We start from the raw sequence: 23239 nt of genomic DNA, 5'->3' as shown, positions 1-23239 counted from the left end.
ATGCAGTACTGCAGTACGTCGGAAAGCAAACCGCTTTTGCCGGAAAAACACAAACCCCCGGGAGAGACCCACTGGCGGCCTGCGGTCCGGAAACATGCGCGTTTCGGACATAGAGCACCTGGGCATGGCCGGTCCGGGCGGAATACGCCTTCCAGAAGCTTGACGAAGCTTGAGGAAGCTTGAGGAAGCCGGAGGAAGCCTGACGAACGTTGTCGATCCGCGGCGATCACAGATGCAGAAGCATCCGGCTGTTGCCCAAGGTGTTCGGTTTCACTCGTTCGAGACCGAGGAACTCCGCCACGCCCTCGTCATAGGAACGCAGCAGCTCCGCGTAGACATCGGTGTCCACCGGTGTCTCGCCGATCTCGACGAAGCCGTGCTTGCCGAAGAAGTCCTCTTCGAAGGTCAGACAGAAAACCCGTCGAACGCCGAGCCAGCGCGCGGTGTGCAGCAACTTCTCCAGCAACTGATGACCGACGCCGGCCCCCTTCAGGCCGGGCTTCACCGCGAGAGTGCGGACTTCCGCCAGGTCTTCCCACATCACGTGCAGGGCGCCGCAGCCGACGACCTCGCCGTTGTCGTCCCGTTCCGCGACCCAGAACTCCTGGATGTCCTCGTAAAGCGTCACCGTGGCTTTGTCGAGCAGGATGCGACGCCGGACGTACTCGTCAAGGAGACGACGCACCGCCGGGACATCGCCGGTACGGGCCCGCCGGACGGTGATGGCTTTAGCGGTGACTTCTGGGCTCTCCGCCGCGGGGCTCTCGGCCGAGTGGCTCTCTGCTGACATGTGCGGACGCTATCGCCCGCCGGGCTCCCGTGCCGCGCCGGGGTTCTCACGGGCGGTATCGGGGCGGGTATCCGGGCCGGTATCGGCGCTGGTATGGGCGCCTGTATGAGGGGCCGTATCGGTGTCGGTATCGGTGCGGTCGGTATCGACGCCACTGGTATCGGCGCTGCTGGTATCGGTGTCGGCGGTAACGGCGCCCGTAACGCCGCGGGTATCGGGCGGTTCCGGGGGTTCGGGTGTTTCAGGGCCCTGGACGATGCGCACGGCGTCTCGCAGGGCGTGGCGCTGTTCGTCGCTCATCATGCCGAAGAAGGCGACGAGTGCGGCGGCGGGGTTGTCACTCTGGGACCAGGCGTCGTTCATCAGGGCCGCGGCGTAGGCGGCTCGCGTCGAGACCGCCTCATATCGATAGGCCCGGCCTTCCGCTTCGCGGCGTACCCAGCCCTTCTGATGGAGATTGTCCAAAACGGTCATGACCGTGGTGTACGCGATGGACCGTTCCTGCTGGAGATCTTCCAGGACTTCTCGAACGGTCACCGGGCGGTTCCACTTCCACACCCGCGTCATGACCGCGTCTTCGAGTTCTCCCAATGGGCGAGGCACAACTCAGCACAATAGTGGGAGATCTGGGTGTTGGCGTGCCGGACGGGCACTTTCTCCGGAAAACAGGAACAAAAAGGGCGTACGACTCGGAAAGCGTTGCAGCTTGGAGTCGTACGCCGGGTTCGGGCGTCCTGGCCTGGGCGCCCCGGTCTGGGCGTCCCGGCCTAGGCGTCCGGGTTCGGGGAGGCCTGGCGGGGGGCCTCCACGCGCGCGAGGGCGGCGTCCACAGCCGCGTCCTCCTTGGCCTTGTTGGCCCCGCCCTGGGTCTTCACGATCACCCTGATCACACCGATGAAGAACACGGCCATGACGACCGGGGGGAGGAGTGCGGAGACGTAGTCCATGCGTCCAGGGTAGCCAGCGGGTGGGGTGCGGGACCGCCCGGGTCTCAGCCTGCGGCGAGTTGCTGGGGCGGGGCCCCGGAGGGCGGTGTCGGTTTGCGGCGCGGGAAGACCTCGCCCGGGGTGGGGATGGGGCGCGGCGGCTTGGGGGTGGCGGGGGCGGGCTCGGCGCCGGGGTCGGTCCCTGGGCCTGGGGTGGGTTTGGGGGCGGCCGGCCTTTCGGCGGGCTTTTTGCGGGGCTGCTTGGCGGGGTCCTGGCCGGCGGCCCGGGCGGCGGCCTGGGCGGGGAGGTCGACCGGGGTGCGGGGCGAGCCGTCGGAGAGGCCTCCGGGGAGGGCCAGGAGATGCGTACGGGACGCGGGGATGACAGGCCTGGGCTGGACGGCCGGGTCGGCGGGAGCGGGCGCGAGGCGGGCCCGTACGTCCTGGAGGAGGGCGGCTGCGGCGGGGGTGCCCCGCAGGGCCCGGAGGGCGGTGAGGTCTTCGGGGGCGGGGTGGTACCCGGAGTCCAGGGCCTCCTCGAGGAGGGCGAGGTAGCCGGTTGCGGCGCCGGGGAGGGCGGCGCGGTAGCGGGCCAGGTCGGCCACCAGGAAGGCACGCAGCCGGGCTCCCTCGCGCATCGCCTCGTCGAGGGACTCGGCGAGACGGAGACAGGCCTGGACCTCCTCGGGTGAGGCGGGGGCGGGGTGAAGGGCGAGGGCGAGAGCGCGGCGGAGCACACGCAGCTCCTCCGCGCCGAACGCCATGGCGCCGCGGGATCCGTATGGCGTGGGCATGCGGCGACGATACGCGCTAATCAGACAAACACGGCATAAGGGGTGGGTGTGGCGTGGGGAGCCACTCGGGTGGGGGTCCGTTGCCTGCGGCGGCCTGTGGCGGTGAGGTGGGGGTGCGCGTAGCGCGTGCGGGTGCGTTGTGGGTCGGGGCCGCGTCGGGCGGTGTCCGTCCTCGGTCCGGTGGTGGGCCGCCTATTGCCAGGAAGTGCCGTCCCTTGACACCGGACTCTGCCGGCGGGCACCCCCGACGCGGCCCCTCACCGCCGTGGGCGACTGCGGGCTCGTGAGGCCGTCGCCCCAGCTCCTCGGCCGAGGGGGACTCCGTCCCCACCCCCGCCCACCGGCAGGGACTTCGCCTCGCGGGTGGCAGCGGCCACTTTTCGACGCCGGTCCGGGCACCTCCAGCCCGTCCGGCTTTTGAGGACGAGGCCGTCCAGGCCGATAGGGGTCCAGGGGGCGGAGCCCCCTGGCGGGGTCGAAGGGGCGGAGCCCCTGGGGATGGGACGGGCGGGGGCGAGGAAAGTCCGGGGTCGGCCGGGGGGGGGTCACATGCGGGAGACGTTGCGTTCGTAGACCAGGCGGAGGCCGATCAGGGTCAGCCAGGGCTCGTGTTCGTCGATGACCGAGGATTCGCCGAGGACCATGGGCGCCAAGCCGCCCGTGGCGATGACCGTGACCTCGTCGGGGTCGTCGGCGAGTTCGCGGGCCATGCGGTTGACGACGCCGTCGACCTGGCCCGCGAAGCCGTAGATGATGCCGGACTGCATGGCCTCGACCGTGTTCTTGCCGATGACGCTGCGCGGGCGGGCCACCTCGATCTTGCGGAGCTGGGCGCCGCGGACGCCGAGAGCCTCGACGGAGATCTCGATGCCGGGGGCGATGACACCGCCGATGTACTCGCCGCGCGCGCTCACCGCGTCGAACGTGGTCGCCGTACCGAAGTCGACGACGATCGCCGGGCCGCCGTAGAGGTCGACGGCCGCCACCGCGTTGATGATGCGGTCGGCGCCGACCTCCTTGGGGTTGTCCGTGAGGATCGGGACGCCCGTCTTCACGCCCGGTTCGACGAGGACGGCGGGGACGTCGCCGTAGTAGCGGCGGGTGACCTCGCGGAGTTCGTGGAGGACCGAGGGGACCGTCGCGCAGATGGCGATCCCGTCGATGCCGTCGCCCAGCTCGTCGCCCAGGAGCGGGTGCATGCCCATCAGGCCCTGGAGGAGGACCGCCAGTTCGTCGGCGGTGCGGCGGGCGTCCGTCGAGATGCGCCAGTGCTCGACGATGTCCTCGCCGTCGAACAGGCCGAGGACGGTGTGCGTGTTGCCTACGTCGATCGTGAGGAGCATGCCCGTTCCTACTCCGCCGCTCGCAGGTCCAGGCCGATGTCCAGGATCGGCGAGGAGTGGGTGAGGGCCCCTACGGCCAGGTAGTCGACGCCGGTGTCCGCGTACGCCTTGGCGTTGGCGAGGGTCAGGCGACCGGAGGCTTCGAGGGCTGCCCGGCCGTGCACGATCGCCACCGCCTCCTCGCACTCGCCCGGCGTGAAGTTGTCCAGGAGGATCAGGTCCGCGCCCGCGTCCACCACCTCGCGGAGCTGGTGGAGGGTGTCCACCTCGACCTCGATGGGGAGGTCGGGGAAGGCTTCGCGGACCGCCTTGAAGGCCTGGGCCACGCCGCCCGCGGCCACTACGTGGTTGTCCTTCACCAGGGCGGCGTCCGAGAGGGACATGCGGTGGTTCACTCCGCCTCCGCAGCGCACCGCGTACTTCTCCAGCGCGCGCAGGCCCGGGGTCGTCTTGCGGGTGTCGCGGACCCTCGCCTTCGTGCCGTCCAGTACGTCAGCCCACGCGCGCGTGGCCGTCGCGATGCCGGAGAGGCGGCAGAGGATGTTCAGCGCGCTGCGCTCGGCGGTGAGGAGGTCGCGGGTGCGGGTGGTGATGGAGAGGAGCTTCTGGCCCTCCCGCACCTTGTCGCCGTCCTCCACGTGACGCTCCACCTCGAACTCGTCCTCGCAGACGATCGAGAGCACCGCTTCGGCGACCCTGAGGCCCGCCACGACGCCCGCCTCGCGTGCGACGAAGTCGGCGGTGGCGGTCGCGTCCTCGGGGATCGTCGCGACCGTCGTCACGTCCACGCCGTGGGCGAGATCTTCCTGGATGGCCACGTTGGCGATGTCCTCGACCTCGACCGGGTCGAGGCCCGCGTCGGCCAGGAGCTGGGCGAGCGCGGGGTCGAGGCCGCACTCCAGGTACTCCTCGCCGGCACCGCAGGCGCAGTCGTCGCCGCAGCCGCCGCTCGAGGCGAGGGGAAGGTCGGGGGTGGTCACTTCTGTCACTGCTCCTGAGGCCGGGTCGGGGGGAAGTCCGCGGTGTCTGTGGTGTGCACGGCCAGTGTGCGGTCGGGGTTCAGGCGTACGACGATGTGGCGGCGCCAGGTCGTGTCGTCGCGGTCGGGGCGGTCCTCGCGCCAGTGGCAGCCCCGGGTCTCCTCGCGCTGCCGGGCGGCGGCCACCAGGACTCGGGCCACGCACAGGAGGTTGGTGGCCTCCCAGGTGTCGACGCCCGGCTCGGCCGTCTTGCCGTTCTCGGTGAGGGCGTCCCGGGCCTCGGTGTGCAGCTTCTGGATCTGTTCGGCGGCCGTGGCGAGGGAATTCGCGGAGCGCAGGACTCCGGCGCCGTTGGTCATGATCCGCTGGATGGTGAAACGGGCCTCGGGTGCGAGCAGGGGGTGCTCGGGGGTCTCGGGGTACGGCACCGGGTGCGGCACGCGTGCGTGGAGGCCGTTGGCGGCCCGGGCGGCCGCGATGTCCGCCACGATGCGCTCGGCGTAGACCAGGCCTTCGAGGAGTGAGTTGGAGGCCAGGCGGTTGGCGCCGTGCACGCCGGTGCAGGCGACCTCGCCGCACGCGTACAGGCCGGGGACGGTCGTACGGCCGTGGGAGTCGGTGCGTACGCCGCCGGAGGCGTAGTGGGCCGCGGGGGCGATCGGGATGGGGGCGGTGACCGGGTCGATGCCGTGGGCGCGGCAGGCGGCCAGGATCGTCGGGAAGCGGTGCTCCCACATGTCGGCGCCGAAGTGGCGGGCGTCGAGGAACATGTGCTCCGCGTCCTGCTCCTGCATGCGGCGCATGATGCCCTTGGCGACGATGTCCCGGGGGGCGAGCTCGGCCAGTTCGTGTTGGCCCAGCATGAAGCGGACGCCGTCGGCGTCGACCAGGTGGGCGCCTTCGCCGCGTACGGCCTCGGAGACCAGGGGCTGCTGGCCTTCCGCGTCCGCGCCGAGGAACAGGACGGTGGGGTGGAACTGGACGAATTCCAGGTCGCTCACCTCGGCGCCCGAGCGCAGGGCGAGGGCGACTCCGTCGCCGGTCGACACGGACGGGTTCGTCGTCGCGGAGAAGACCTGGCCCATGCCGCCGGTCGCGAGGACCACCGCGGGCGCATGGACCGCCCCTACGCCGTCGTGCTGGCCCTCGCCCATGACGTGCAGGGTGACGCCGGCCGTACGGCCCTCGGCGTCCGTCAGGAGGTCGAGGACGAGCGCGTTCTCGATCGTGCGCAGGCCACGCGCGCGTACCGCCTCCACGAGGGCGCGGGAGATCTCCGCGCCGGTGGCGTCGCCGCCCGCGTGGGCGATGCGGCGGCGGTGGTGGCCGCCCTCGCGGGTGAGTTCCAGGCCGCCTTCCTCGGACTCGTCGAAGTGGGCGCCGGTCTCGATGAGGCGGCGTACGGCGTCGGGGCCCTCGGTGACGAGGATGCGGACCGCGTCCTCGTCGCACAGGCCCACACCCGCGACGAGGGTGTCGTCGAGGTGCTGTTCGGGGCTGTCGCCCTCGCCGAGGGCCGCGGCGATGCCGCCCTGGGCCCAGCGGGTGGAGCCGTCGTCGAGGCGGGCCTTGGTGACGACGACCGTCCTGAGGCCCGCGGCCTCGCAGCGCAGGGCCGCGGTGAGACCCGCGACACCGGAGCCGACGACCACGACGTCCGCGGAGATGGACCACCCGGGCGCGGGCGCATGCAGTCGTATGCCTGTGCTGGTCACGAGGCGGCTCCGAAGGTGAGGGGGATGTTGTCGATCAGCCGGGTCGTCCCGACCCGGGCGGCGACGGCGAGGACGGCCTCGCCGGTGAAGTCGTCCCCGATCTCGGTGAAGTCGGAGGGGTCGACGAGCGCGAGGTAGTCCAGTTCGAGCGGCGGGTCCAGGCGGACGGCCTCGTCGAGGACCAGGCGGGCGGCGGCGCGGACGGCCGCCGGTGCGCCGGGGACCGCCTTGGCGACGGCGTGCGCGTCGGCGGCCGCGCGGGACTCCCCGATGGCGCTGAGCGCTTCCGCACGCGCGCGCGTGGCGGGCACTTCGCGGGCCCGCGCGCGCAGCGCTTCCTGCGCCGCGTGCCGGTCACGGCCGGCGAAGAGCGCCTGGGACAGGGCGAGTGCCGTGCGGCGCTCCTTGGGCGCGAGGTAGCGGTTGCGGCTGGACAGCGCGAGGCCGTCCTCCTCGCGCACGGTCGGGACGCCGACGATCTCGACGCCGAAGTTCAGGTCGCGCGCCATGCGGCGGATCAGGGCGAGCTGCTGGGCGTCCTTCTGGCCGTACAGAGCGACGTCGGGGCGGGTGAGGTGGAGCAGCTTGGCGACGACGGTGAGCATGCCGTCGAAGTGGCCGGGCCGGGACCCGCCTTCCAGGCGCTCGCCCATGGGTCCGGCGCTGATGCGGACCTGGGGCTCGCCACCCGGGTAGACCTCGTCGACCGAGGGGGCGAACACGGCGTCCGCGCCCGCCTGTTCGGCGATCTTGAGGTCGGCCTCCAGGGTGCGCGGGTAGCGGTCGAGGTCCTCGCCCTTGCCGAACTGCAAGGGGTTCACGAAGACGGTGACGACGACCTCGCCGTCCGGTCCGGCGATGGTGCGCGCGGTGCGGATCAGGGTGGCGTGGCCCTCGTGCAGGGCGCCCATGGTCATCACGACGGCGCGGCGGCCGGCACGCGTGCGTGCGTGCAGTTCGTCGGCGGTGCGCAGCACGGTGGTCATCGGGCCTCTCCCTCGGCGCCGTCGGTCCCGTGGGCGAGTACCCCGAGAAGGTCCTCGGCGAGCTCCGGCTTCAGCAGCCCGTGCGCGAGCGCCCGGTCGGCGGTCGCGCGCGCCATCGCGAGATACCCGGCGACGGTCTGCGGGGCGTGCCGCCGCAGCTCGGTCACGTGTGCGGCGACGGTGCCGGCGTCCCCGCGCGCGACGGGGCCGGTCAGGGCGGCGTCGCCGGAGCGCAGGGCGTTGTCGAGGGCGGCGCCGAGCAGCGGGCCGAGCATCCGGTCGGGGGCCGCCACACCCGCCTCGCGCAGCAGCTCCATGGACTGGGCGACGAGCGTGACCAGGTGGTTGGCGCCCAGCGCGAGGGCCGCGTGGTAGAGCGGGCGCATGTCCTCGGCGACCCACTCCGGTTCGCCGCCCATCTCGATGACAAGAGCCTCGGCGGCCAGCCGCAGTTCCTCGGGCGCGGTGACGCCGAAGGAGCAGCCGGCCAGGCGCTGGACGTCCACGGGCGTGCCGGTGAAGGTCATCGCCGGGTGCAGGGCCAGCGGCAGCGCGCCCGCGCGCAGCGCGGGGTCCAGGACCTTCGCGCCGTATCGCCCGGAAGTGTGCACCAGCAGCTGCCCCGGCCGTACGGCCCCGGTGTCGGCGAGGCCCTCGACCAGCCCGGGCAAGGTGTCGTCGGGGACGGTCAGCAGGACCAGTTCCGCACGCGCGAGGACCTCGGCGGGCGGTACGAGCGGCACGTCGGGGAGCATCTGCGCGGCCCGCCGCCGGGAGGTGTCGGAGACCCCGGAGACGGCCACCGGGCGGTGTCCGGCGAGCTGGAGGGACGCGGCGAGCGCCGGGCCCACGCGGCCGGCGCCGACGACACCGACGGTGAGCCGCGCGGGGCGGTCCCTGGGATCTGGCTGTTGGCTTGTACTCACTCGACGGCGGCCTTCCCGTTCCAGTCCGCTCTGGGTACCGGACGATTTCTCGTCATGTTAACGCGATCGGTTCGACGGGGGTCCGGTTGTCCACAGGCTGTGGGTCATCGCACTCCGCGCGCACGAAGGGCGGGCGCGGCCTTCCCACTGTCTGCCGGACCGGAAAAGCAGCGGACGGGCAGCGGCCGGAAACGCGGTGGCCGGAAACGCAGATGCTCGCGCGCGTGGGCGCACGGCATGATCCCGCGCATGAGCGATACGGCGGAAGAGACCGGGCGACACCACGAGCGGTCCGAGGAGGAGGAGTCCGAGTCCTTGTCGGACGCCGAGCAAGGCAAGCGACGCCGGGAGCGGCGCATCGCCGCCTATCGCGGCGCACGACGGGTTCTCGCACGCCCCGGTTTCCTCGGCACCCTCCGCGAGCGCCTCGCGCTGCTGGACGAGGCGCGTGCGCTGGATCTGTACGACCTGGACGAGCCGGCGGACCTCTACGGCGACGGGATCGTCGGCGCCCTGGAGGAGAAGGTCGCAGGGCTGCTCGGCAAGGAGGCAGCCGCGTTCTTCCCGACGGGCACCATGGCCCAGCAGGTCGCCCTGCGCTGCTGGGCGGGCCGCACCGGCAACCCGACCGTCGCCCTGCACGCACTGGCCCACCCCGAGATGTACGAACGCGACGCCTTCAGCCAGGTCAGCGGTCTGCGCCCGGTCCAGGTGACGAGCGAGCCCCGGCTGCCGACCGCCGACGAGATACGTGACTTCGACGAGCCGTTCGGGGCGCTGATGCTCGAACTGCCCCTCAGGGACGCCGGTTTCGTGCTGCCCTCCTGGGAGGAACTCACCGAGGTCGTCGAAGCGGCGCGGGAGCGCGACGCGGTGGTGCACTTCGACGGCGCGCGCCTGTGGGAGTCCACCGTCCACTTCGGCCGCCCGCCTGCGGAGATCGCGGCTCTGGCGGACAGCGTGTACGTGTCGTTCTACAAGTCCCTCGACGGCTTCGGCGGCGCGGTACTCGCCGGGCCCCGGACGCTGGTGGACGAGGCGAGAACCTGGCGGCACCGCTACGGCGGCACGCTCTTCCAGCAGTTCCCCACCGCGCTGTCGGCGCTCGCCGGACTGGAGCGGGAGCTGCCTCGGCTGCCCGAGTACGTGGCCCACGCGCGCGTGGTGGCCGCCGCGCTGCGCGACGGCTTCGCGGCGGCCGGGGTGCCCTGGGCGCGGGTCCACCCCGAGCCGCCGCACACCAACGAGTTCCAGGTCTGGCTGCCGTACGACACCGACGTGCTCACGGAGGCCTCGCTCCGCCACGCGGAGGAGACGAAGACCGTCCTGTTCGGTTATCCCTGGGACGCCAAGGGCCCGGGCCTGGCGTGCACCGAGGTCTCTGTGCGCGCCCCCGGCCTGGAGTGGACGGCCGACGACGTGAGGACGGCGGTCGCGGAGTTCGTGGCCCGGCTGACCGAGGAGGTCAGCGGGGAGGTCCGCAAGTAGGTCAGCAGGTGGAACGCGGTCGCGGACGCAGCCACCGGGCCAGGGCCTGCCGTAGCGGCCCATGCGCCGGACGCTCCGCCAGGGCGGCGCGGAACTGCCGGTGGTCACGCCACTCGCGCACGACCTGCCAGTCGTGGATGCCGGGCGCGGGCGGCGCGGGCTCGCCGAGCCGCTGGGCGCGGTAGAGGTCGAGGAGGTGGTGCTGCGTGCTGCTCATGGCGGGTCGCCTTCTCGGGACGTAGGAGACAGGACGTGGGGAAAGGGCTCCGCGGCTGCCCCGGTGGCCCCAGGCTGTGCCGGGGGCGGTCGTCACGTCGCGTCGATTGACGGCGACCGTCAATCGACGGCCGCGTTGTCAGTGGCGAGGTGCACGATGAGGGCATGAGCGTGACCATCGACATCGCGGGGCTGCGGCCGGAGAGGCTCGCCGTCGTGCCCTCTCCCCTGGCCGAGCTCGGCACCGCGCTGCACGCGCTGTCGGAACCGGGCCACCACCCGGGCCTGCAGGGCTGGGTGACGGGCGTGACGGCCCGGCTGGACTCACACCTGGCCGACCGGATGTGCGAGGCCGACTTCCTGTGGCGGACGACGTTCTCGGACCTGTTCCTGCCCTTCGCCGGCATACCGGGCGGGAGCACTCTCCCGGGTGCCACCCTCGCCGAGGACCTGGACCTGCTGGACAAGCTGACGGACGAGCAGTTCGTGGACGCGGCACTGGAGTTCACCTGCGCGCTGCCGTACACCACGCAGGGACCTGCCGTGCTGGCCGACCCGGAGCTGCGCCGACGCGCTCTGGAGCTGGCCGCCGCGCGCGGGCCGCAGCAGTTGCGGTTCAGCCGGCGGCTGCTCGAGGATCCGCCGCGCATCCGGGCCTGGCTGCGGCGGTTCCTGGAGGACTGCGACGAGATGTTCTTCGCGGACGCCTGGTCCCGCCTGCGTCACCAGCTCACGGCGGACGCCCGCCACAAGACCGACCTGCTGCGGCACAAGGGGCTGTCCGAGGCGCTGACCGCGGTGTCCCCCGCGGTGAGCGTCGACGAGGCCGCCGGCCGGATCACCATCGACAAGCTGCGCCAGGGCCACACCGTGATCAAGGACCGAAGCCTGCTGCTCGTGCCGACGAGCCTGGGCTGGCCGCATCTGATGGTGCTGCATCGGCACGGCTGGCAGCCGGTGCTGCACTACCCGGTCGGCTCCCCCGAGCTCGTCGCGCCGCCGTCGGTCGACCAGCTGACCCTGAGGATGACCGCCCTGTCCCACCCGGTGCGGATGCAGCTCTGCCGCAACCTCGCCCGCAGCACGTACACCACGAGCGAGCTCGTACAGATCCACGGCATGACCGCCCCGGAGATATCCCGGCACCTGAGCGTCCTCAAGAAGGCGGGCCTGATCACCACCCGCCGCCGCGGGCGGTACGTCCTGTACCAGCTGGACGTCACCGCGGTGGCGCGGCTCGGCAGCGACTTCCTCGAAGCGCTCCTGAGGTGACCGTCAGTCGAACCGGATGTGCCTGATCCCGACGCCCGCCTGCCGCAGCCGCGTCCGCAGCGTGCCCTCGTTGTTGGGCCGGAGTTTCAGCCCGGCCAGGACGGCGATCCGGTCCGCGGTCTTCGGCACGGTCGAGTGGTCGGTCCACAGATGCTCGGCGAACTCCGGCTCGCTCAACCGCTCCAGACAGTGGTCGAGCTGCTGGACGGCCCAGCTCTCCCGGCGCAGCCCGGCGTTCTTTCCGGCGACGAACTGTGCGAGATGTCCGAAGCCGCGCTCCCGCAGCCGTTTCAGGACCGTCTCGCGCTCGGCGAGGAGGGTGAAGTGCCGTACGTCATGGCCGAGTTCGCGCAGCCGCCCGACCGTCTCGGCGTAGTAGTCGGAGTTCGTGACCGTCATGGGCGCGATCACCACACCGTCGTGCTTGGCGAGGGCCAGGTCGAGGACCTCGACGACGCCCTGCCGCCAGGACGTCAGGTCCTGGAAGTCCGCACGCAGCTCCGCCGGAAGCATGCGCCGCAGGCCGAAGCCGGGGTGTTCGGGATCGCAGATGACGCTGCCCGGCAGGCGCCGCTGGATCTCGTGTGCGGTCTGTGTCTTGCCGCCCCCGAAGGGGCCGTTGATCCACAGGAGCATGCGCAGACCCTAGTGGCCGCCGGTCACGCGCGCGTGCCGACCCCGGGTTCAGCCGTGCCCGCCGGCCCGCACCAGACCCGTCTCGTACGCCAGGACCACCACCTGTACCCGGTCGCGCAGCCCCAGCTTGGTCAGGATGCGGCCGACGTGGGTCTTCACCGTCGCCTCGGACAGGACCAGCCGGGCCGCGATCTCCCCGTTGGACAGGCCCTGGGCGACCAGCACCATGACCTCGCGCTCGCGGTCGGTGAGCCGCTCCAGCTCCTTGTGCCGGGGCTCCTTGCCGGTGGAGGGCAGCATGGGCGCGAACCGGTCCAGCAGGCGCCGGGTCGTCGACGGGGCCACCACCGCGTCGCCGCTGTGCACCGCGCGGATGGCCGCGAGGAGTTCGCCGGGCGGCACGTCCTTGAGCATGAAGCCGGAGGCGCCCGCCTTCAACCCGGAGAAGGCGTACTCGTCGAGGTCGAAGGTGGTCAGGATCAGCACCTTGGGCGGGTCGGGCTCCGAGCAGATGCGGCGGGTGGTCTCCACACCGTCCAGCTTCGGCATGCGCACGTCCATCAGCACGACGTCGACGGGGGTCTCGCGCAGCACCTGGAGGGCCTCGACGCCGTCGCCCGCCTCCGCGACGACCTCCATGTCCGGCTGGGCGGCGAGCACCATCCGGAACCCTGTGCGCAGCAGCACCTGGTCGTCGACGAGCATCACGCGGATCGTCATCGGGTCCTCTTCCGTGTCTTCGGTATCCGTCTACAGGCCGTTGTCACGCCGTTTGTCATGCCGGTTGTCATGCCGGTTGCCACGCCGGGCTGTCATGCCGGTTGTCACGCCGTTACAGGTGTCAACCAAGGGCATGCGCAAGCGTCAGTGTGCTGGTTTGAGCGGCAGCAGCGCACTGATGCGGAATCCTCCGCCCGGGCGCGGCCCCGCGTCCAGGGTGCCGCCGACCATGCCGACCCGCTCGCGCATCCCGATCAGGCCGTGCCCCTCGCCGTCGGCGCCGCCGTCCTCGTACAGCTCGTGCGGGGCGCCCTTGCCGTCGTCCTCGACGAGCAGACCGAGACCGTCGTCGAAGTAGACCAGGCGCACGCTGGCGCCCGCGTTCGGCCCGCCGTGCTTGCGGGTGTTGGTGAGCGCCTCCTGCACGATGCGGTACGCCGTCAGCTCGACGCCGCTGGGCAGCGGGCGCGGCGTGCCCTCGACCTTGAAGTCGACCGGCAGACCGGAGGTGCGGCACTGCTGGACGAGGTCGTCGATCTGCTCGACGTCGGGCTGCGGGACGTACTCGCCGCCCTCCTGGTGCTCGCCGGTGCGCAGCACCCCGAGCAGGCGGCGCATCTCGGCGAGAGCCTGGCGGCCGGTGGAGGAGATGGTCTCCAGAGCCTTCTTGGCCTGGTCGGGGGCGGTGTCGAGGACGTAGGCGGCGCCGTCGGCCTGCACCACCATCACGGAGACGTTGTGCGCGACGACATCGTGCAGTTCGCGTGCGATCCGGGCGCGTTCGGCGGCGACCGCGACCTTGGACTGCGCCTCGCGCTCCTTTTCGAGCCGGGTCGCGCGCTCCTCCAACTGCTCGTAGTAGGCGCGGCGGGTGCGGATCGAGTCGCCGAGCACCCAGGCGAGCGCGAAGGGCACCGACGTGAAGATCATCAGGGCCACTGTGCCCAGGACGCTGGAATCCTGCTCCGGCCAGCGCAACTGCGCCACGGGCGCCGCGCACAGGCCGACGGCCAGGGCGAGCCGGGAGGCCCAGCGGGCGCCGGTCGCGGCCACGGTGTAGACGATCACCAGGAAGGCGAAGTTGGCGGCCGTCGTCGCCACGTCCAGTACCAGCTGTGCCAGCCCCACCCCGATGGCCAGCAGCAGCATCTTCTCCGGCATGCGCCGGCGCAACGCGATCACCAGGCACAACAGGAGGACGACCGGGACGATGACCGCCTCGGAGCGGATGCCCGGAAGGTCCTGCCCGCCCTCCTCCTGAACGGCCACGGTCAGCACAGAGATCCCGAACAGGAAGACGGCCCAGAAGCTGTCGACCCCGGTCGGGTGCCTGCGGAGGAAGTCATAGAGGCGCTGCACGTAACCCAGCGTAGGGAAGCGAGATGCGTGCAGGGGTCAACCGGAGGGCCGATCCGCACTCCCCGCACGTACTCCCCAAGGTGGAGGCCGCCTTCCACTGTGCGCTTAGCCTGGCCCGGTGACAGCAGAGGCGACGGGTGAGTGGCGCGGGTGGCGGGCGGCGGCGGAGGGCGCTCTCTACGGCCCGGACGGCTTCTATCGCCGAGCTGAGGGGCCGGGCGGCCACTTCCGTACGTCCGTCCACGCGTCGCCTCTCTTCGCCGGTGCCGTGGCCCGGCTGCTGTGCCGGGTCGACGAGGCGTTGGGCCGGCCCGCCTCGCTCGACTTCGTCGACATGGCTGCGGGGCGGGGCGAGCTGGTCACCGGCGTACTGGCCGCCCTGCCCGCCGACGTGGCGGCACGCACGCGTGCGTACGCCGTCGAGATCGCCGACCGCCCGCACACCCTCGATCACCGGATCGAGTGGCTGCCCGAGCCACCGCGCCGGATCACGGGCCTGCTGTTCGCCAATGAGTGGCTGGACAACGTCCCCGTGGAGGTCGCGGAGGTGGACGCCGCGGGCGTACCGCGCGTGGTGCTCGTACGGCGGGACGGGACCGAGCGCCTCGGGGAGCCGGTCGGCGGTGCGGAGGCGGAGTGGCTCGCGCGGTGGTGGCCGCTGTCCAGTGCCACGGAAGGCACTCGGGCCGAGATCGGGCTGCCGCGGGCCGAGGCCTGGGCCACCGCTGTGGCGGCCCTCGATCTGGGCCTGGCGGTCGCTGTGGACTACGCGCACACGGCGCCGACGCGGCCGCCCTTCGGCACCCTCGCCGGCTTCCGCGAGGGCCGCGAGACGGCTCCCGTCCCGGACGGCTCGTGCGACATCACGGCGCATGTGGCGCTGGACGCGTGCGCGCTGCCCGGGGCGCGCCTGCTGTCCCAGCGCGCCGCCCTGGGCGCCCTGGGCATCACGGGCGCACGCCCCCCGCTCGAACTGGCCTCGACCCGCCCTGCCGAGTACGTACGAGCCCTCGCGACCGCGGGCGAGGCCGCCGAGCTCACCGCGACGGGCGGGCTGGGAGACTTCGGGTGGCTGGTGCAGCCGGTTGGAATTCCGGACGTACTGGCGGACGACGTACTGGCGGAGTAGGGCCCAGGTTCCCCCGCCATCGCCCGGCCCGCCCTACTTGTCGATGTCCCCCACCACGAAGAACATCGACCCCAGGATCGCCACCATGTCCGCGACCAGCGTCCCCGGCAGCAGCTCGACCAGCACCTGGATGTTGTTGTACGAGGCCGAGCGCAGCTTCAGGCGGTACGGCGTCTTCTCGCCCTTGCTGACGAGGTAGTAACCGTTGATGCCGAGCGGGTTCTCGGTCCACGCGTACGTGTGACCCTCGGGCGCCTTCAGCACCTTGGGGAGCCGCTGGTTGATCGGCCCGGGCGGCAGCTCGGCGAGCCGGTCCAGGCAGGCGTCGGCGAGGTCGAGGGCGTTGTGGGTCTGCTCCAGCAGGCACTCGAACCGGGCGAGGCAGTCGCCCTCCTCGCGGGTCACCACCTTCAGGACGTCCCGGAGCTCGCCGTACGCGAGATAGGGCTCGTCCCGGCGCAGGTCGAAGTCGACGCCGGAGGCGCGCGCGATCGGCCCGCTCACGCCGTACGCGTGCACGGTCTCCGGCGTGAGGGCGCCCACGCCCCGGGTGCGCCCGCGGAAGATCTCGTTGCCGAGGACCAGGTCGTCGAACCGGTCCATGCGGGAGCGCACGTCGGCGACGGCGGCACGCGCGCGCGTGGCCCACCCGGCCGGCAGGTCCTCCTTCAGGCCGCCGACCCGGTTGAACATGTAGTGCATACGCCCGCCGGAGACCTCCTCCATGACGTGCTGGAGTTCCTCGCGCTCGGTGAAGGCGTAGAAGATCGGCGTGATCCCGCCCAGCTCCAGCGGGTACGACCCCAGGAACATCAGGTGGTTGAGCACCCGGTTGAGCTCCGCGAGCAGCGTCCGGGTCCACACCGCCCGCTCGGGCACCTCCATGCCGAGCATGCGCTCGACGGCGAGGACGACACCCAGCTCGTTGGAGAAGGCCGACAGCCAGTCGTGGCGGTTGGCGAGCATGATGATCTGGCGGTAGTCACGGGCCTCGAAGAGCTTCTCGGCGCCGCGGTGCATATAGCCGATCACCGGCTCCGCGTGCTGGATGCGCTCGCCGTCCAGGACGAGCTTGAGGCGCAGCACGCCGTGCGTGGACGGGTGCTGGGGCCCGATGTTGAGCACCATGTCGGTGCTCTCCGCGGCGCCGCCGATACCGACCATGGTCTCCGTCGTAGGAGTCATGGACACAGTCTCTCCTACGTACGCTGGCCTCATGGAGACGGGGAGCCCACAGAACACGAGGACGGCGGGGGACGATCAGGCGGCGGCCGAGCCGGGGTGGACCGGGCTGCCGCCCGGTCTGCTCCGCATGCGCCGACTGCTGCTCGTGGTGTGGCTGGGACTGCTGGCAGTCGGGCTGGGCCTGCTGCTCGGCCTGCTCGCCGGCCCCGGCTGGGCCGCCTTCGCGCTGCTGCCGCTGGCACTGACGGCCTGGGGCTGGGTGATGCTCGGCCGCAACTGGCGGTCGTGGCGGTACGCCGAGCGCGCCGACGACCTGCTGATCAGCCGGGGCGTGCTGTGGCGCGAGGAGACGGTCGTGCCGTACGGCCGGATGCAGCTGGTCGAGGTCACGTCGGGGCCCGTCGAGCGGCACTTCGGGCTGGCCAGCGTGCAGCTGCACACGGCCGCCGCCGCGACCGACGCCACGATCCCCGGCCTCGACCCGGCGGAGGCGGAACGGCTGCGCGACCGGCTCACCGAGCTGGGCGAGGCCCGGTCGGCGGGGCTGTGACGACACCGGGCGTCGACGACGCCGTACGCGAGAAGCGACCCGTGACGGAACGGCGGCTGCACCCCGTGACGCCGCTGAGGCGGGCGTGGGCGCCGGTCGCCGTGCTCATCGGGTGGGCGGTGCACGACCCCGACCAGGCGCAACGCCAGCTGACGAGACTGACGAGCACGACGCTCCTGCTCGCACTCGCCGTGCTCGTCCCCGCGGCCGCCCTGTACGGCTTCCTCACCTGGTGGTTCACGCACTTCGCGGTGACCGACAGCGAACTGCGCATCCGCACCGGACTGGTGTTCCGGCGCACCGCGCACATCCGGCTGGAACGCATCCAGGCCATCGACATCACCCAGCCGCTGCTCGCGCGCGTGGCGGGTGTCTCGAAGCTCAAACTCGACGTCATAGGCGCGGACAAGAAGGACGAACTCGCCTTCCTGGGCGCGGACGAGGCGCGGACGCTCCGCGCGGAACTCCTCGCGCGCGCCGCCGGTTTCGCGCCCGAGACGGCGCACGAGGTGGGCGAGGCGCCGGCCCAGCAGCTGCTGCGCGTGCCGCCCGGCGTCCTGGCCGTCTCCCTCGTCCTGACCGGTGCCACCTGGGGAACGCTGGCCGCCGCGGTCGTCGTACCGACCATCCTCTGGCTGGCCACGCACAGCCCGTGGACGGTCCTCGCCACCGCGGTGCCCCTGGTCGGCGCGGCGGGGGCGAGCAGTGTGGGGCGGTTCGTCGCGGAGTACGACTGGACGGTGGGCGACTCCCCCGACGGGCTGCGCCTCGACCACGGCCTGCTCGACCGCGCGCACGAGACGGTGCCGCCCGGCCGGGTCCAGACCGTACGCATCGTCGAGCCGCTGCTGTGGCGGCGGCGCGGCTGGGTGCGGGTGGAACTGGATGTGGCGGGCTCGGCCAACTCGGTCCTGCTGCCGGTCGCCCCGCGCGAGATCGCCGAATCGGTCGTCGCGCGCGTGCTGCCCGGCGCGACCGTCCCCCCGCGCGCCTCCCTGTCGCGTCCGCCGCGGCGGGCGGGCCGGTGCATGCCGGTGTGGTGGCGCGGCTACGGCCTTTCCGTCACGGACGCGGTCTTCGCCGCCCGGACCGGCCTCTTCCGCAGAAGCCTGGCGCTGGTACCGCACGCGAAGGTCCAGAGCGTACGGCTGGCTCAGGGGCCGTGGAAGCGGCTGTGGGGCGTCGCCGACGTCCACCTGGACACCGGGGCCAACAAGACGGTGACCGCCCGCCTGAGGGACGCCCAGGAGGCGGCGCAGCTGCTTCACGAGCAGGCGGAGAGGTCACGCACGGGCCGCAGGGACGCACGGCCGGACCGGTGGATGGCGTGAGCCGTGACCGTCGGCTGGTCGTCTGCCGTCAGGAAACCGCGCTGCGCAACCCCTGAACATCGATCTGTTCCGTCTCGTCGTGAGCCGTCAGATCGATGACCTGGCCGATGCCCCGGGACTCCTCGTCCGCCGACTTGAACTCCGCCTCGGACTCGGCCTTGTGCAGGGCGAGGGCCTCCTGGCCCACGACGTCGGCGAGGTCCTCGTTCTGGACGGCCTCCAGCGCGGCGGGCGCGGCCCCCTGCTTCGTGCCGAAGAAGTCGAAGCCGCCCTGGATCGCCGGACGGCGTGCGGGCGTCGCCGGTACGACGGCCACGGTGGTCGGCGCGATGAAGTGGCCCGCCGGCTGCTGGGCCGGAGGCAGGGCGGGCTGGGCGGGGGACGGGGCGGCCGTGCCTGCGGCGACCGTGCCTGCCGGGGTGATGGCGGCCGCGCGCTCGTGCCCGTCGACCGCCTCGGGCTTCCCCTGGGCGTCGTCCTCCAGCGCGGGTTCCTTCTCGGAGCCGCCGGTGCCGACCGTCTCGGGGGCGCGGACGTCAGTGGAGTGAGCCTCGGAGGCGTGGACCCCGGAGGCGTGGATCTCGGAGGCGTGGACCTCCGTGACGCCTGAATCGGCCTTCACCGACTCGTCGTCGGAGGGACCGTCGCCCTTCGGGGGATCGTGATTCGGGGGGTCGTTCTTCGGCGGCTCGTCCTTCGGGAACTCGTCCTTCGCGCCCTTCGAGTCCTTCGAGTCCTCCGGCTCCTTCGTTGCCTTCGAGGTCTCGCTGTCCTCCGCAGCGCTGCCCCCCTCCGGCGCCACCGGGGCCTCGTCGTCGAAGCGTGCCAGCGCCTCCTTGGCCCGCAGGAACAGCCGGGACCCCTCCGGGGAGAAGACCGCGGGAGCCACGGACGTCTCCTCGGCGGCATCGGCGACCTCGGTCGCATCGGCCGTCCCGGCCGCCGCCTCCACCACCGAAGCCGAAGCCGAAGCGGAACCAGAAGCGGAAGCCGCAGCGTCGACCGGAACCGGCGGCAACGCGCGCGCGGGCATGGCCGCCTCTATCTCCAGAACCCGGCGCTCCTCCAGGACGCTCGCCCGCTCGGTCTCCGCGGTGGCGTACCGCCGCAGCAGCGCCGCATGCTCGTTGCGCAGCCCGGCGAGCTCCGCCCGCTTGGCCCGCAGCCGCTGCTCCAGCTTCAGGCGCAGCTCGCGCGACTCGTCGAGGTCGGTCTCCAGCTCCGCGACCCGCTCCTCGTACCGCCACTCGTCGCTCGCACGCGCGCGCGTGAGGTCGGCGACCCGCTTGCCCGCCTGCGTGTCCCAGCGGCGCATGACGACCGCGCCGGCGACCGCCGTCGCCGCGGCGGCCGCGGCAAGGCCGCGCAGCACCACGGGCTCGGTGAACACCCACGGCGCCAGGGCACAGACGACGGAGACGCCTGCGATCGCCGACGGGGGCAGCAGCCTGTGCAAGGGCGGGGAATGACGGTGACGTCCACGTGGCATGGCCAGAAACTTACCGCGCGTAGGCGAATCTTGGCGCCCCGCCCCGTAAAAACACAGCCATCCCGAGTCGTTCACGCGGCATCAGGAATCGGATCCGCACCGGAATAGGCAAGAAGCAAGATCACAAAGCCGGTGCGGCCCGGGTCACCTGCTGCCCAACCGCTCGCTCATCCACTCCAGCGTCCCCGGAATCTCCCGCCGCCAGGTGTTGAAGTTGTGCCCGCCGCTTTCAAGGATGATCGACGAGATCCGTGTCAGCTTCGTGGCCTTCACGCGCTCTATGAACTTCAAGGTCGCCTTGTAGTTGGATTCTCCAACTTTGCTGCTGCTGACGAGAAGTGAAGTGTCCGGAGCCGGCATGTGCTTGAGGTACCACCACAGGTTGGCGCGATTGCGCAGTTCCTCGTCCCCCTGGAAGAGGTCGCCCGTCGTGGGGTCGATCGGCGCGTTGTAGTACGCGGAAAGCCCGGCCCCGGCGGCGTACACCCGCGGATGGTGCATGGCGAGCTTCAGCGCGCAGTAGCCGCCCGTGGAGTCCCCGATGATGCCCCAACTGCCGCGTTCACGGCCCACTCTGTAGTGGCCGCTCACGGCATCGGGCAGATCTTCGGCGAAGAACGTCTCGGTCTGCGGGCCGCCGGGAATGTCCACGCACTCCGTGTCCCGCGGCGGCGCCACAGTGGGCCGCATCATCACCAGGATCATCGGCCGCATGCGACCGTCCCTCGCGAGTTTCGCGGCCGTACGCGGATAGTCGAGTTTGTCCACGAGCGCCTGGGCCGTACCGGGATACCCGGTCAGAACGACCGCTGCCGGGAACGTGCGCGTGCGGTACTCCGGCTGAAAATACTCGGGCGGCAGATAGGCGTACGCGGGCGTGGCGATATGCGTCGTACGGCCCACGATGCCGACCTTCTGGATCTGCCCGCCCAGCTGCGGCACGGCGCTCGCCGCCCCCGGCACCCGCCGCGTGTCGACGACCTTCAGCGGACCGCCACCGGGCGTGTGGTCCACGACCACACCCTGGTCCTTCTCCTGCCCGAACAGGTCGGCCCAGCTCGCGTAGAACCCGAAGGCCTGGTTGGCGGCGAGACCGACCGCCAGGAAGAGCGTCAACTGCGTGGAGAGCAGCAGGCCGACGCGCCCGCCGACGGCCCGCCAGCCGCGCCGCGCCAGCCGTGGCCACAGCCACACCGTGCCGACGAACAGCCCTACGGCCGCCAGCACCGCCAGCGTCAGCGTCTTGTCGCTCGTGAGACCCATCGATGGTTACCTGTCCGCGCTTTCCGCCCGGTCCGCGCTTCCCCCGCGCTGCCTCCCCCGCTCCTTCGCAAGGGCTTGCCCCGGACTTTCCTTGGCCTTTGAAACGGTTTTGAGGAGCTGAGTGAACCTCTCCCCTCGAGACACCGTCCTAGAGGGCGCAATGTCGCCGGATGCCCGAATCGGCACCGGATCCAAGGTCTCTCGCAGAACTAATGGGATGCGATGTCTGTCAGGACAGATGTGGAAATGTCGGGTGGGGTTCCCCAACGATCAAGTCAGGCACGGCAGCTGCCGGGCCGAGTTCGGCATCTGCTCCGAGGCCCGCGCCCGGAGGCCGTTCCCGTTCTCGTCGGCAGGGCCTGCGCCCTGGTCGGCCTGCTGGACATCGCGGCGGGCGTCTTCCCGCGCTTCCGGCACAGCCGTATGCATGCCATCGCCGAGGTGCTGCCGGGCTCGACGGGCCCCTTCGCGGCCGCGCTGTCGCTGAGCGCCGGTGTGCTGCTGCTCCTGCTCGCCCACGGCCTCAAGCGCGGCAAGCGGCGGGCCTGGCGGGCCGCCGTCGTCCTGCTGCCGGCCGGCGCGGTGGCGCAGTTCACGTACCGCCACTCCGTGGTGGGCGTCCTCATCTCGCTGGCGCTGCTGGCCCCCCTGCTGCGCCACCGCGACCAGTTCGCGGCCCTGCCCGACCCGCGCAGCAGGTGGCGGGCGCTGGCCAACTTCGTCCTCATGGGCGCCGGTTCCCTCGCCCTCGGCCTGATCATCGTCAGCGCCCACCCGAACACCCTGGTCGGCGACCCGAGCCTGGCCGACCGCATCACCCACGTCCTGTACGGCCTGTTCGGCTTCGAGGGCCCGGTCGACTACCAGGGCAACACCTCCTGGACGGTCGCCTTCTCCCTCGGCGCCCTCGGGTGGATCACGGCGGTCACCACGATCTACCTGGCCTTCCGCCCCGAACACCCCGCCGCCCGCCTCACCGAGGACGACGAGGTGCGCCTGCGCGCCCTGCTGGAGAAGCACGGCGCCCGCGACTCGCTCGGCCACTTCGCGCTCCGCCGCGACAAGGCCGTCGTCTTCTCCCCCAGCGGCAAGGCGGCGGTGACCTACCGCGTTGTCTCCGGCGTGATGCTCGCCAGCGGCGACCCGATCGGCGACGTCGAGGCCTGGCCCGGCGCCATCGAGCGCTTCATGGACGAGGCCCGCGCCCACTCCTGGACCCCCGCCGTCATGGGCTGCTCCGAGACCGGCGCCGAGGTGTGGACCCGCGAGACCGGCCTCGACGCCCTCGAACTGGGCGACGAGGCGGTGGTGGACGTCCCGGATTTCTCCCTCACCGGCCGCGCGATGCGCAACGTGCGTCAGATGGTCAAGCGCATCGAGCGCGCCGGTTACGAGACCCGGGTACGGCGCGTCCGTGACCTCGGCGAGACCGAGCTGGAGCGCATTCGCCGCGCCGCCGACGACTGGCGCGGCACCGACACCGAGCGCGGCTTCTCCATGGCGCTGGGCCGCATCGGCGACTCCGGAGACGGCGACTGTCTCATCGCCACCGCCCACAAGCCGGACGAGGAGCCGGGGCCGTACGGCGACCTCAAGGCGATCCTCCACTTCGTGCCTTGGGGCACCGACGGGGCCTCCCTGGACCTGATGCGCCGCGACCGCTCCGCCGACCCCGGCATGAACGAACTGCTCATCGTGGCCGCCCTCCAGGCCGCCCCGAAGTTCGGCATCGCGCGCGTGTCCCTCAACTTCGCCATGTTCCGCTCGGCCCTGGCCCGCGGCGAGAAGATCGGCGCCGGCCCGGTCCTGCGCGCCTGGCGCGGACTGCTGGTCTTCCTCTCCCGCTGGTTCCAGATCGAGTCCCTGTACAAGTTCAACGCCAAGTTCCGGCCCCGCTGGGAGCCCCGCTTCGTCGTCTACCGCGCCTCCGCCGACCTGCCCCGGCTCGGCTTCGCCGCCATGCAGGCCGAGGGCTTCGTCAACCTCGCCCTGCCCCTGCCGCGCTTCCTGCGCCGCCGTACGACCGCCCCGCGCCCGTGCCCCCACGCGGTGGCGGAGCGGGACGTCCGCGCGGCGTGACGCGGCGGCCCTGGACCGGCCCGAGCGGGAGCCCTACCCTCCGCCCCCGTCCCGGAGGCTCC

At 72.0% G+C, this 23239-nt stretch carries 22 protein-coding genes; 6 read left to right on the top strand and 16 right to left on the bottom strand.

Going from position 1 to position 23239, the window contains the following annotated elements; all coding sequences use genetic code 11:
• Positions 1-226 precede the first annotated feature (226 nt).
• From ABIE67_RS26575 to ABIE67_RS26535, 9 genes are all read right to left on the bottom strand, one after another.
• Positions 227-790, bottom strand: coding sequence for an amino-acid N-acetyltransferase (locus tag ABIE67_RS26575; protein WP_370262186.1), 564 nt, complete (start codon positions 788-790; stop codon positions 227-229).
• Positions 791-799: 9 nt separating this feature from the next.
• Positions 800-1357 (bottom strand): BlaI/MecI/CopY family transcriptional regulator, encoded by a 558-nt coding sequence (locus ABIE67_RS26570; protein ID WP_370262184.1) that lies wholly within the window; start codon positions 1355-1357, stop codon positions 800-802.
• A gap of 200 nt (positions 1358-1557) precedes the next feature.
• A complete protein-coding gene (locus tag ABIE67_RS26565; RefSeq protein WP_370262180.1) occupies positions 1558-1737 on the bottom strand; it encodes a hypothetical protein in 180 nt (59 codons plus the stop codon).
• Positions 1738-1781: 44 nt separating this feature from the next.
• Positions 1782-2480: a hypothetical protein gene (locus ABIE67_RS26560; protein ID WP_370268980.1), complete on the bottom strand. Its 699-nt coding sequence runs from the start codon at positions 2478-2480 to the stop codon at positions 1782-1784.
• A gap of 575 nt (positions 2481-3055) precedes the next feature.
• Positions 3056-3853, bottom strand: a complete 798-nt coding sequence (locus tag ABIE67_RS26555; RefSeq protein ID WP_217207191.1) for a type III pantothenate kinase — start codon at positions 3851-3853, stop codon at positions 3056-3058.
• A gap of 8 nt (positions 3854-3861) precedes the next feature.
• Positions 3862-4833, bottom strand: a complete 972-nt coding sequence (gene nadC, locus ABIE67_RS26550) for a carboxylating nicotinate-nucleotide diphosphorylase (RefSeq protein ID WP_370262177.1) — start codon at positions 4831-4833, stop codon at positions 3862-3864.
• 5 nt (positions 4834-4838) lie between these two features.
• Complete coding sequence (locus ABIE67_RS26545) at positions 4839-6548, bottom strand: L-aspartate oxidase (protein WP_370262175.1); 1710 nt, start codon at positions 6546-6548, stop codon at positions 4839-4841.
• Positions 6545-7534 (bottom strand): pantoate--beta-alanine ligase, encoded by a 990-nt coding sequence (gene panC / locus ABIE67_RS26540; RefSeq protein WP_370262173.1) that lies wholly within the window; start codon positions 7532-7534, stop codon positions 6545-6547. The genes ABIE67_RS26545 and panC overlap by 4 nt, the downstream gene beginning before the upstream one ends.
• Entirely contained in the window at positions 7531-8460 is a 930-nt protein-coding gene (locus ABIE67_RS26535; protein WP_370262171.1) for a Rossmann-like and DUF2520 domain-containing protein, read from the bottom strand. The genes panC and ABIE67_RS26535 overlap by 4 nt, the downstream gene beginning before the upstream one ends.
• Positions 8461-8709: 249 nt before the next feature.
• Between ABIE67_RS26535 and ABIE67_RS26530 the strand changes: the two genes are divergently transcribed.
• Positions 8710-9948 carry a low specificity L-threonine aldolase gene (locus ABIE67_RS26530; protein WP_370262167.1) on the top strand — a complete coding sequence of 413 codons (1239 nt, stop codon included), beginning with the start codon at positions 8710-8712 and terminating at the stop codon, positions 9946-9948.
• A 1-nt stretch (position 9949) separates the two neighbouring features.
• Here ABIE67_RS26530 and ABIE67_RS26525 read toward each other — a convergent pair whose 3' ends face one another.
• On the bottom strand, positions 9950-10165 hold the full coding sequence (locus ABIE67_RS26525) for a hypothetical protein (RefSeq protein WP_370262165.1): 216 nt from the start codon (positions 10163-10165) through the stop codon (positions 9950-9952).
• 164 nt (positions 10166-10329) lie between these two features.
• Here ABIE67_RS26525 and ABIE67_RS26520 point away from each other — a divergent pair, with 164 nt between their 5' ends.
• The gene (locus ABIE67_RS26520; RefSeq protein ID WP_370262163.1) at positions 10330-11436 is read left to right on the top strand and encodes a DUF5937 family protein; all 1107 of its coding nucleotides are present in this window, start codon (positions 10330-10332) and stop codon (positions 11434-11436) included.
• Between the two features lie 3 nt (positions 11437-11439).
• Here the strand turns inward: ABIE67_RS26520 and ABIE67_RS26515 are convergent, their stop codons facing one another.
• The 3 genes from ABIE67_RS26515 to ABIE67_RS26505 form a co-directional block, all read right to left on the bottom strand.
• Entirely contained in the window at positions 11440-12072 is a 633-nt protein-coding gene (locus ABIE67_RS26515; RefSeq protein ID WP_370262161.1) for an AAA family ATPase, read from the bottom strand.
• Positions 12073-12120: 48 nt separating this feature from the next.
• On the bottom strand, positions 12121-12792 hold the full coding sequence (locus tag ABIE67_RS26510; protein ID WP_370262159.1) for a response regulator: 672 nt from the start codon (positions 12790-12792) through the stop codon (positions 12121-12123).
• Between the two features lie 144 nt (positions 12793-12936).
• Entirely contained in the window at positions 12937-14151 is a 1215-nt protein-coding gene (locus ABIE67_RS26505; protein WP_370262156.1) for a sensor histidine kinase, read from the bottom strand.
• Between the two features lie 118 nt (positions 14152-14269).
• On the opposite strand from ABIE67_RS26505, the gene ABIE67_RS26500 reads away from it, so the two are divergent.
• Positions 14270-15280 (top strand): SAM-dependent methyltransferase, encoded by a 1011-nt coding sequence (locus tag ABIE67_RS26500; RefSeq protein ID WP_370262151.1) that lies wholly within the window; start codon positions 14270-14272, stop codon positions 15278-15280.
• Between the two features lie 33 nt (positions 15281-15313).
• Here the strand turns inward: ABIE67_RS26500 and ABIE67_RS26495 are convergent, their stop codons facing one another.
• Positions 15314-16465: an NADH-quinone oxidoreductase subunit D gene (locus ABIE67_RS26495; protein ID WP_370262149.1), complete on the bottom strand. Its 1152-nt coding sequence runs from the start codon at positions 16463-16465 to the stop codon at positions 15314-15316.
• Between the two features lie 31 nt (positions 16466-16496).
• On the opposite strand from ABIE67_RS26495, the gene ABIE67_RS26490 reads away from it, so the two are divergent.
• Both ABIE67_RS26490 and ABIE67_RS26485 read left to right on the top strand, forming a co-directional pair.
• On the top strand, positions 16497-17015 hold the full coding sequence (locus ABIE67_RS26490) for a PH domain-containing protein (protein WP_370262147.1): 519 nt from the start codon (positions 16497-16499) through the stop codon (positions 17013-17015).
• On the top strand, positions 17012-18346 hold the full coding sequence (locus tag ABIE67_RS26485) for a PH domain-containing protein (RefSeq protein ID WP_370262145.1): 1335 nt from the start codon (positions 17012-17014) through the stop codon (positions 18344-18346). The genes ABIE67_RS26490 and ABIE67_RS26485 overlap by 4 nt, the downstream gene beginning before the upstream one ends.
• A gap of 28 nt (positions 18347-18374) precedes the next feature.
• Here the strand turns inward: ABIE67_RS26485 and ABIE67_RS26480 are convergent, their stop codons facing one another.
• Positions 18375-19835, bottom strand: a complete 1461-nt coding sequence (locus tag ABIE67_RS26480; RefSeq protein ID WP_370262143.1) for a hypothetical protein — start codon at positions 19833-19835, stop codon at positions 18375-18377.
• Positions 19836-19979: 144 nt separating this feature from the next.
• The gene (locus tag ABIE67_RS26475) at positions 19980-21098 is read right to left on the bottom strand and encodes an alpha/beta hydrolase (RefSeq protein ID WP_370262139.1); all 1119 of its coding nucleotides are present in this window, start codon (positions 21096-21098) and stop codon (positions 19980-19982) included.
• Positions 21099-21344: 246 nt separating this feature from the next.
• Here ABIE67_RS26475 and ABIE67_RS26470 point away from each other — a divergent pair, with 246 nt between their 5' ends.
• Positions 21345-23177, top strand: coding sequence for a phosphatidylglycerol lysyltransferase domain-containing protein (locus tag ABIE67_RS26470; RefSeq protein ID WP_370262137.1), 1833 nt, complete (start codon positions 21345-21347; stop codon positions 23175-23177).
• The last annotated feature ends 62 nt before the right edge of the window (positions 23178-23239 follow it).

Source organism: Streptomyces sp. V4I8 (assembly GCF_041261225.1).
GTDB lineage: Bacteria > Actinomycetota > Actinomycetes > Streptomycetales > Streptomycetaceae > Streptomyces.
Note: the sequence above shows the minus strand (reverse complement) of the source record. Positions and strands in the feature narration are given on the sequence as shown.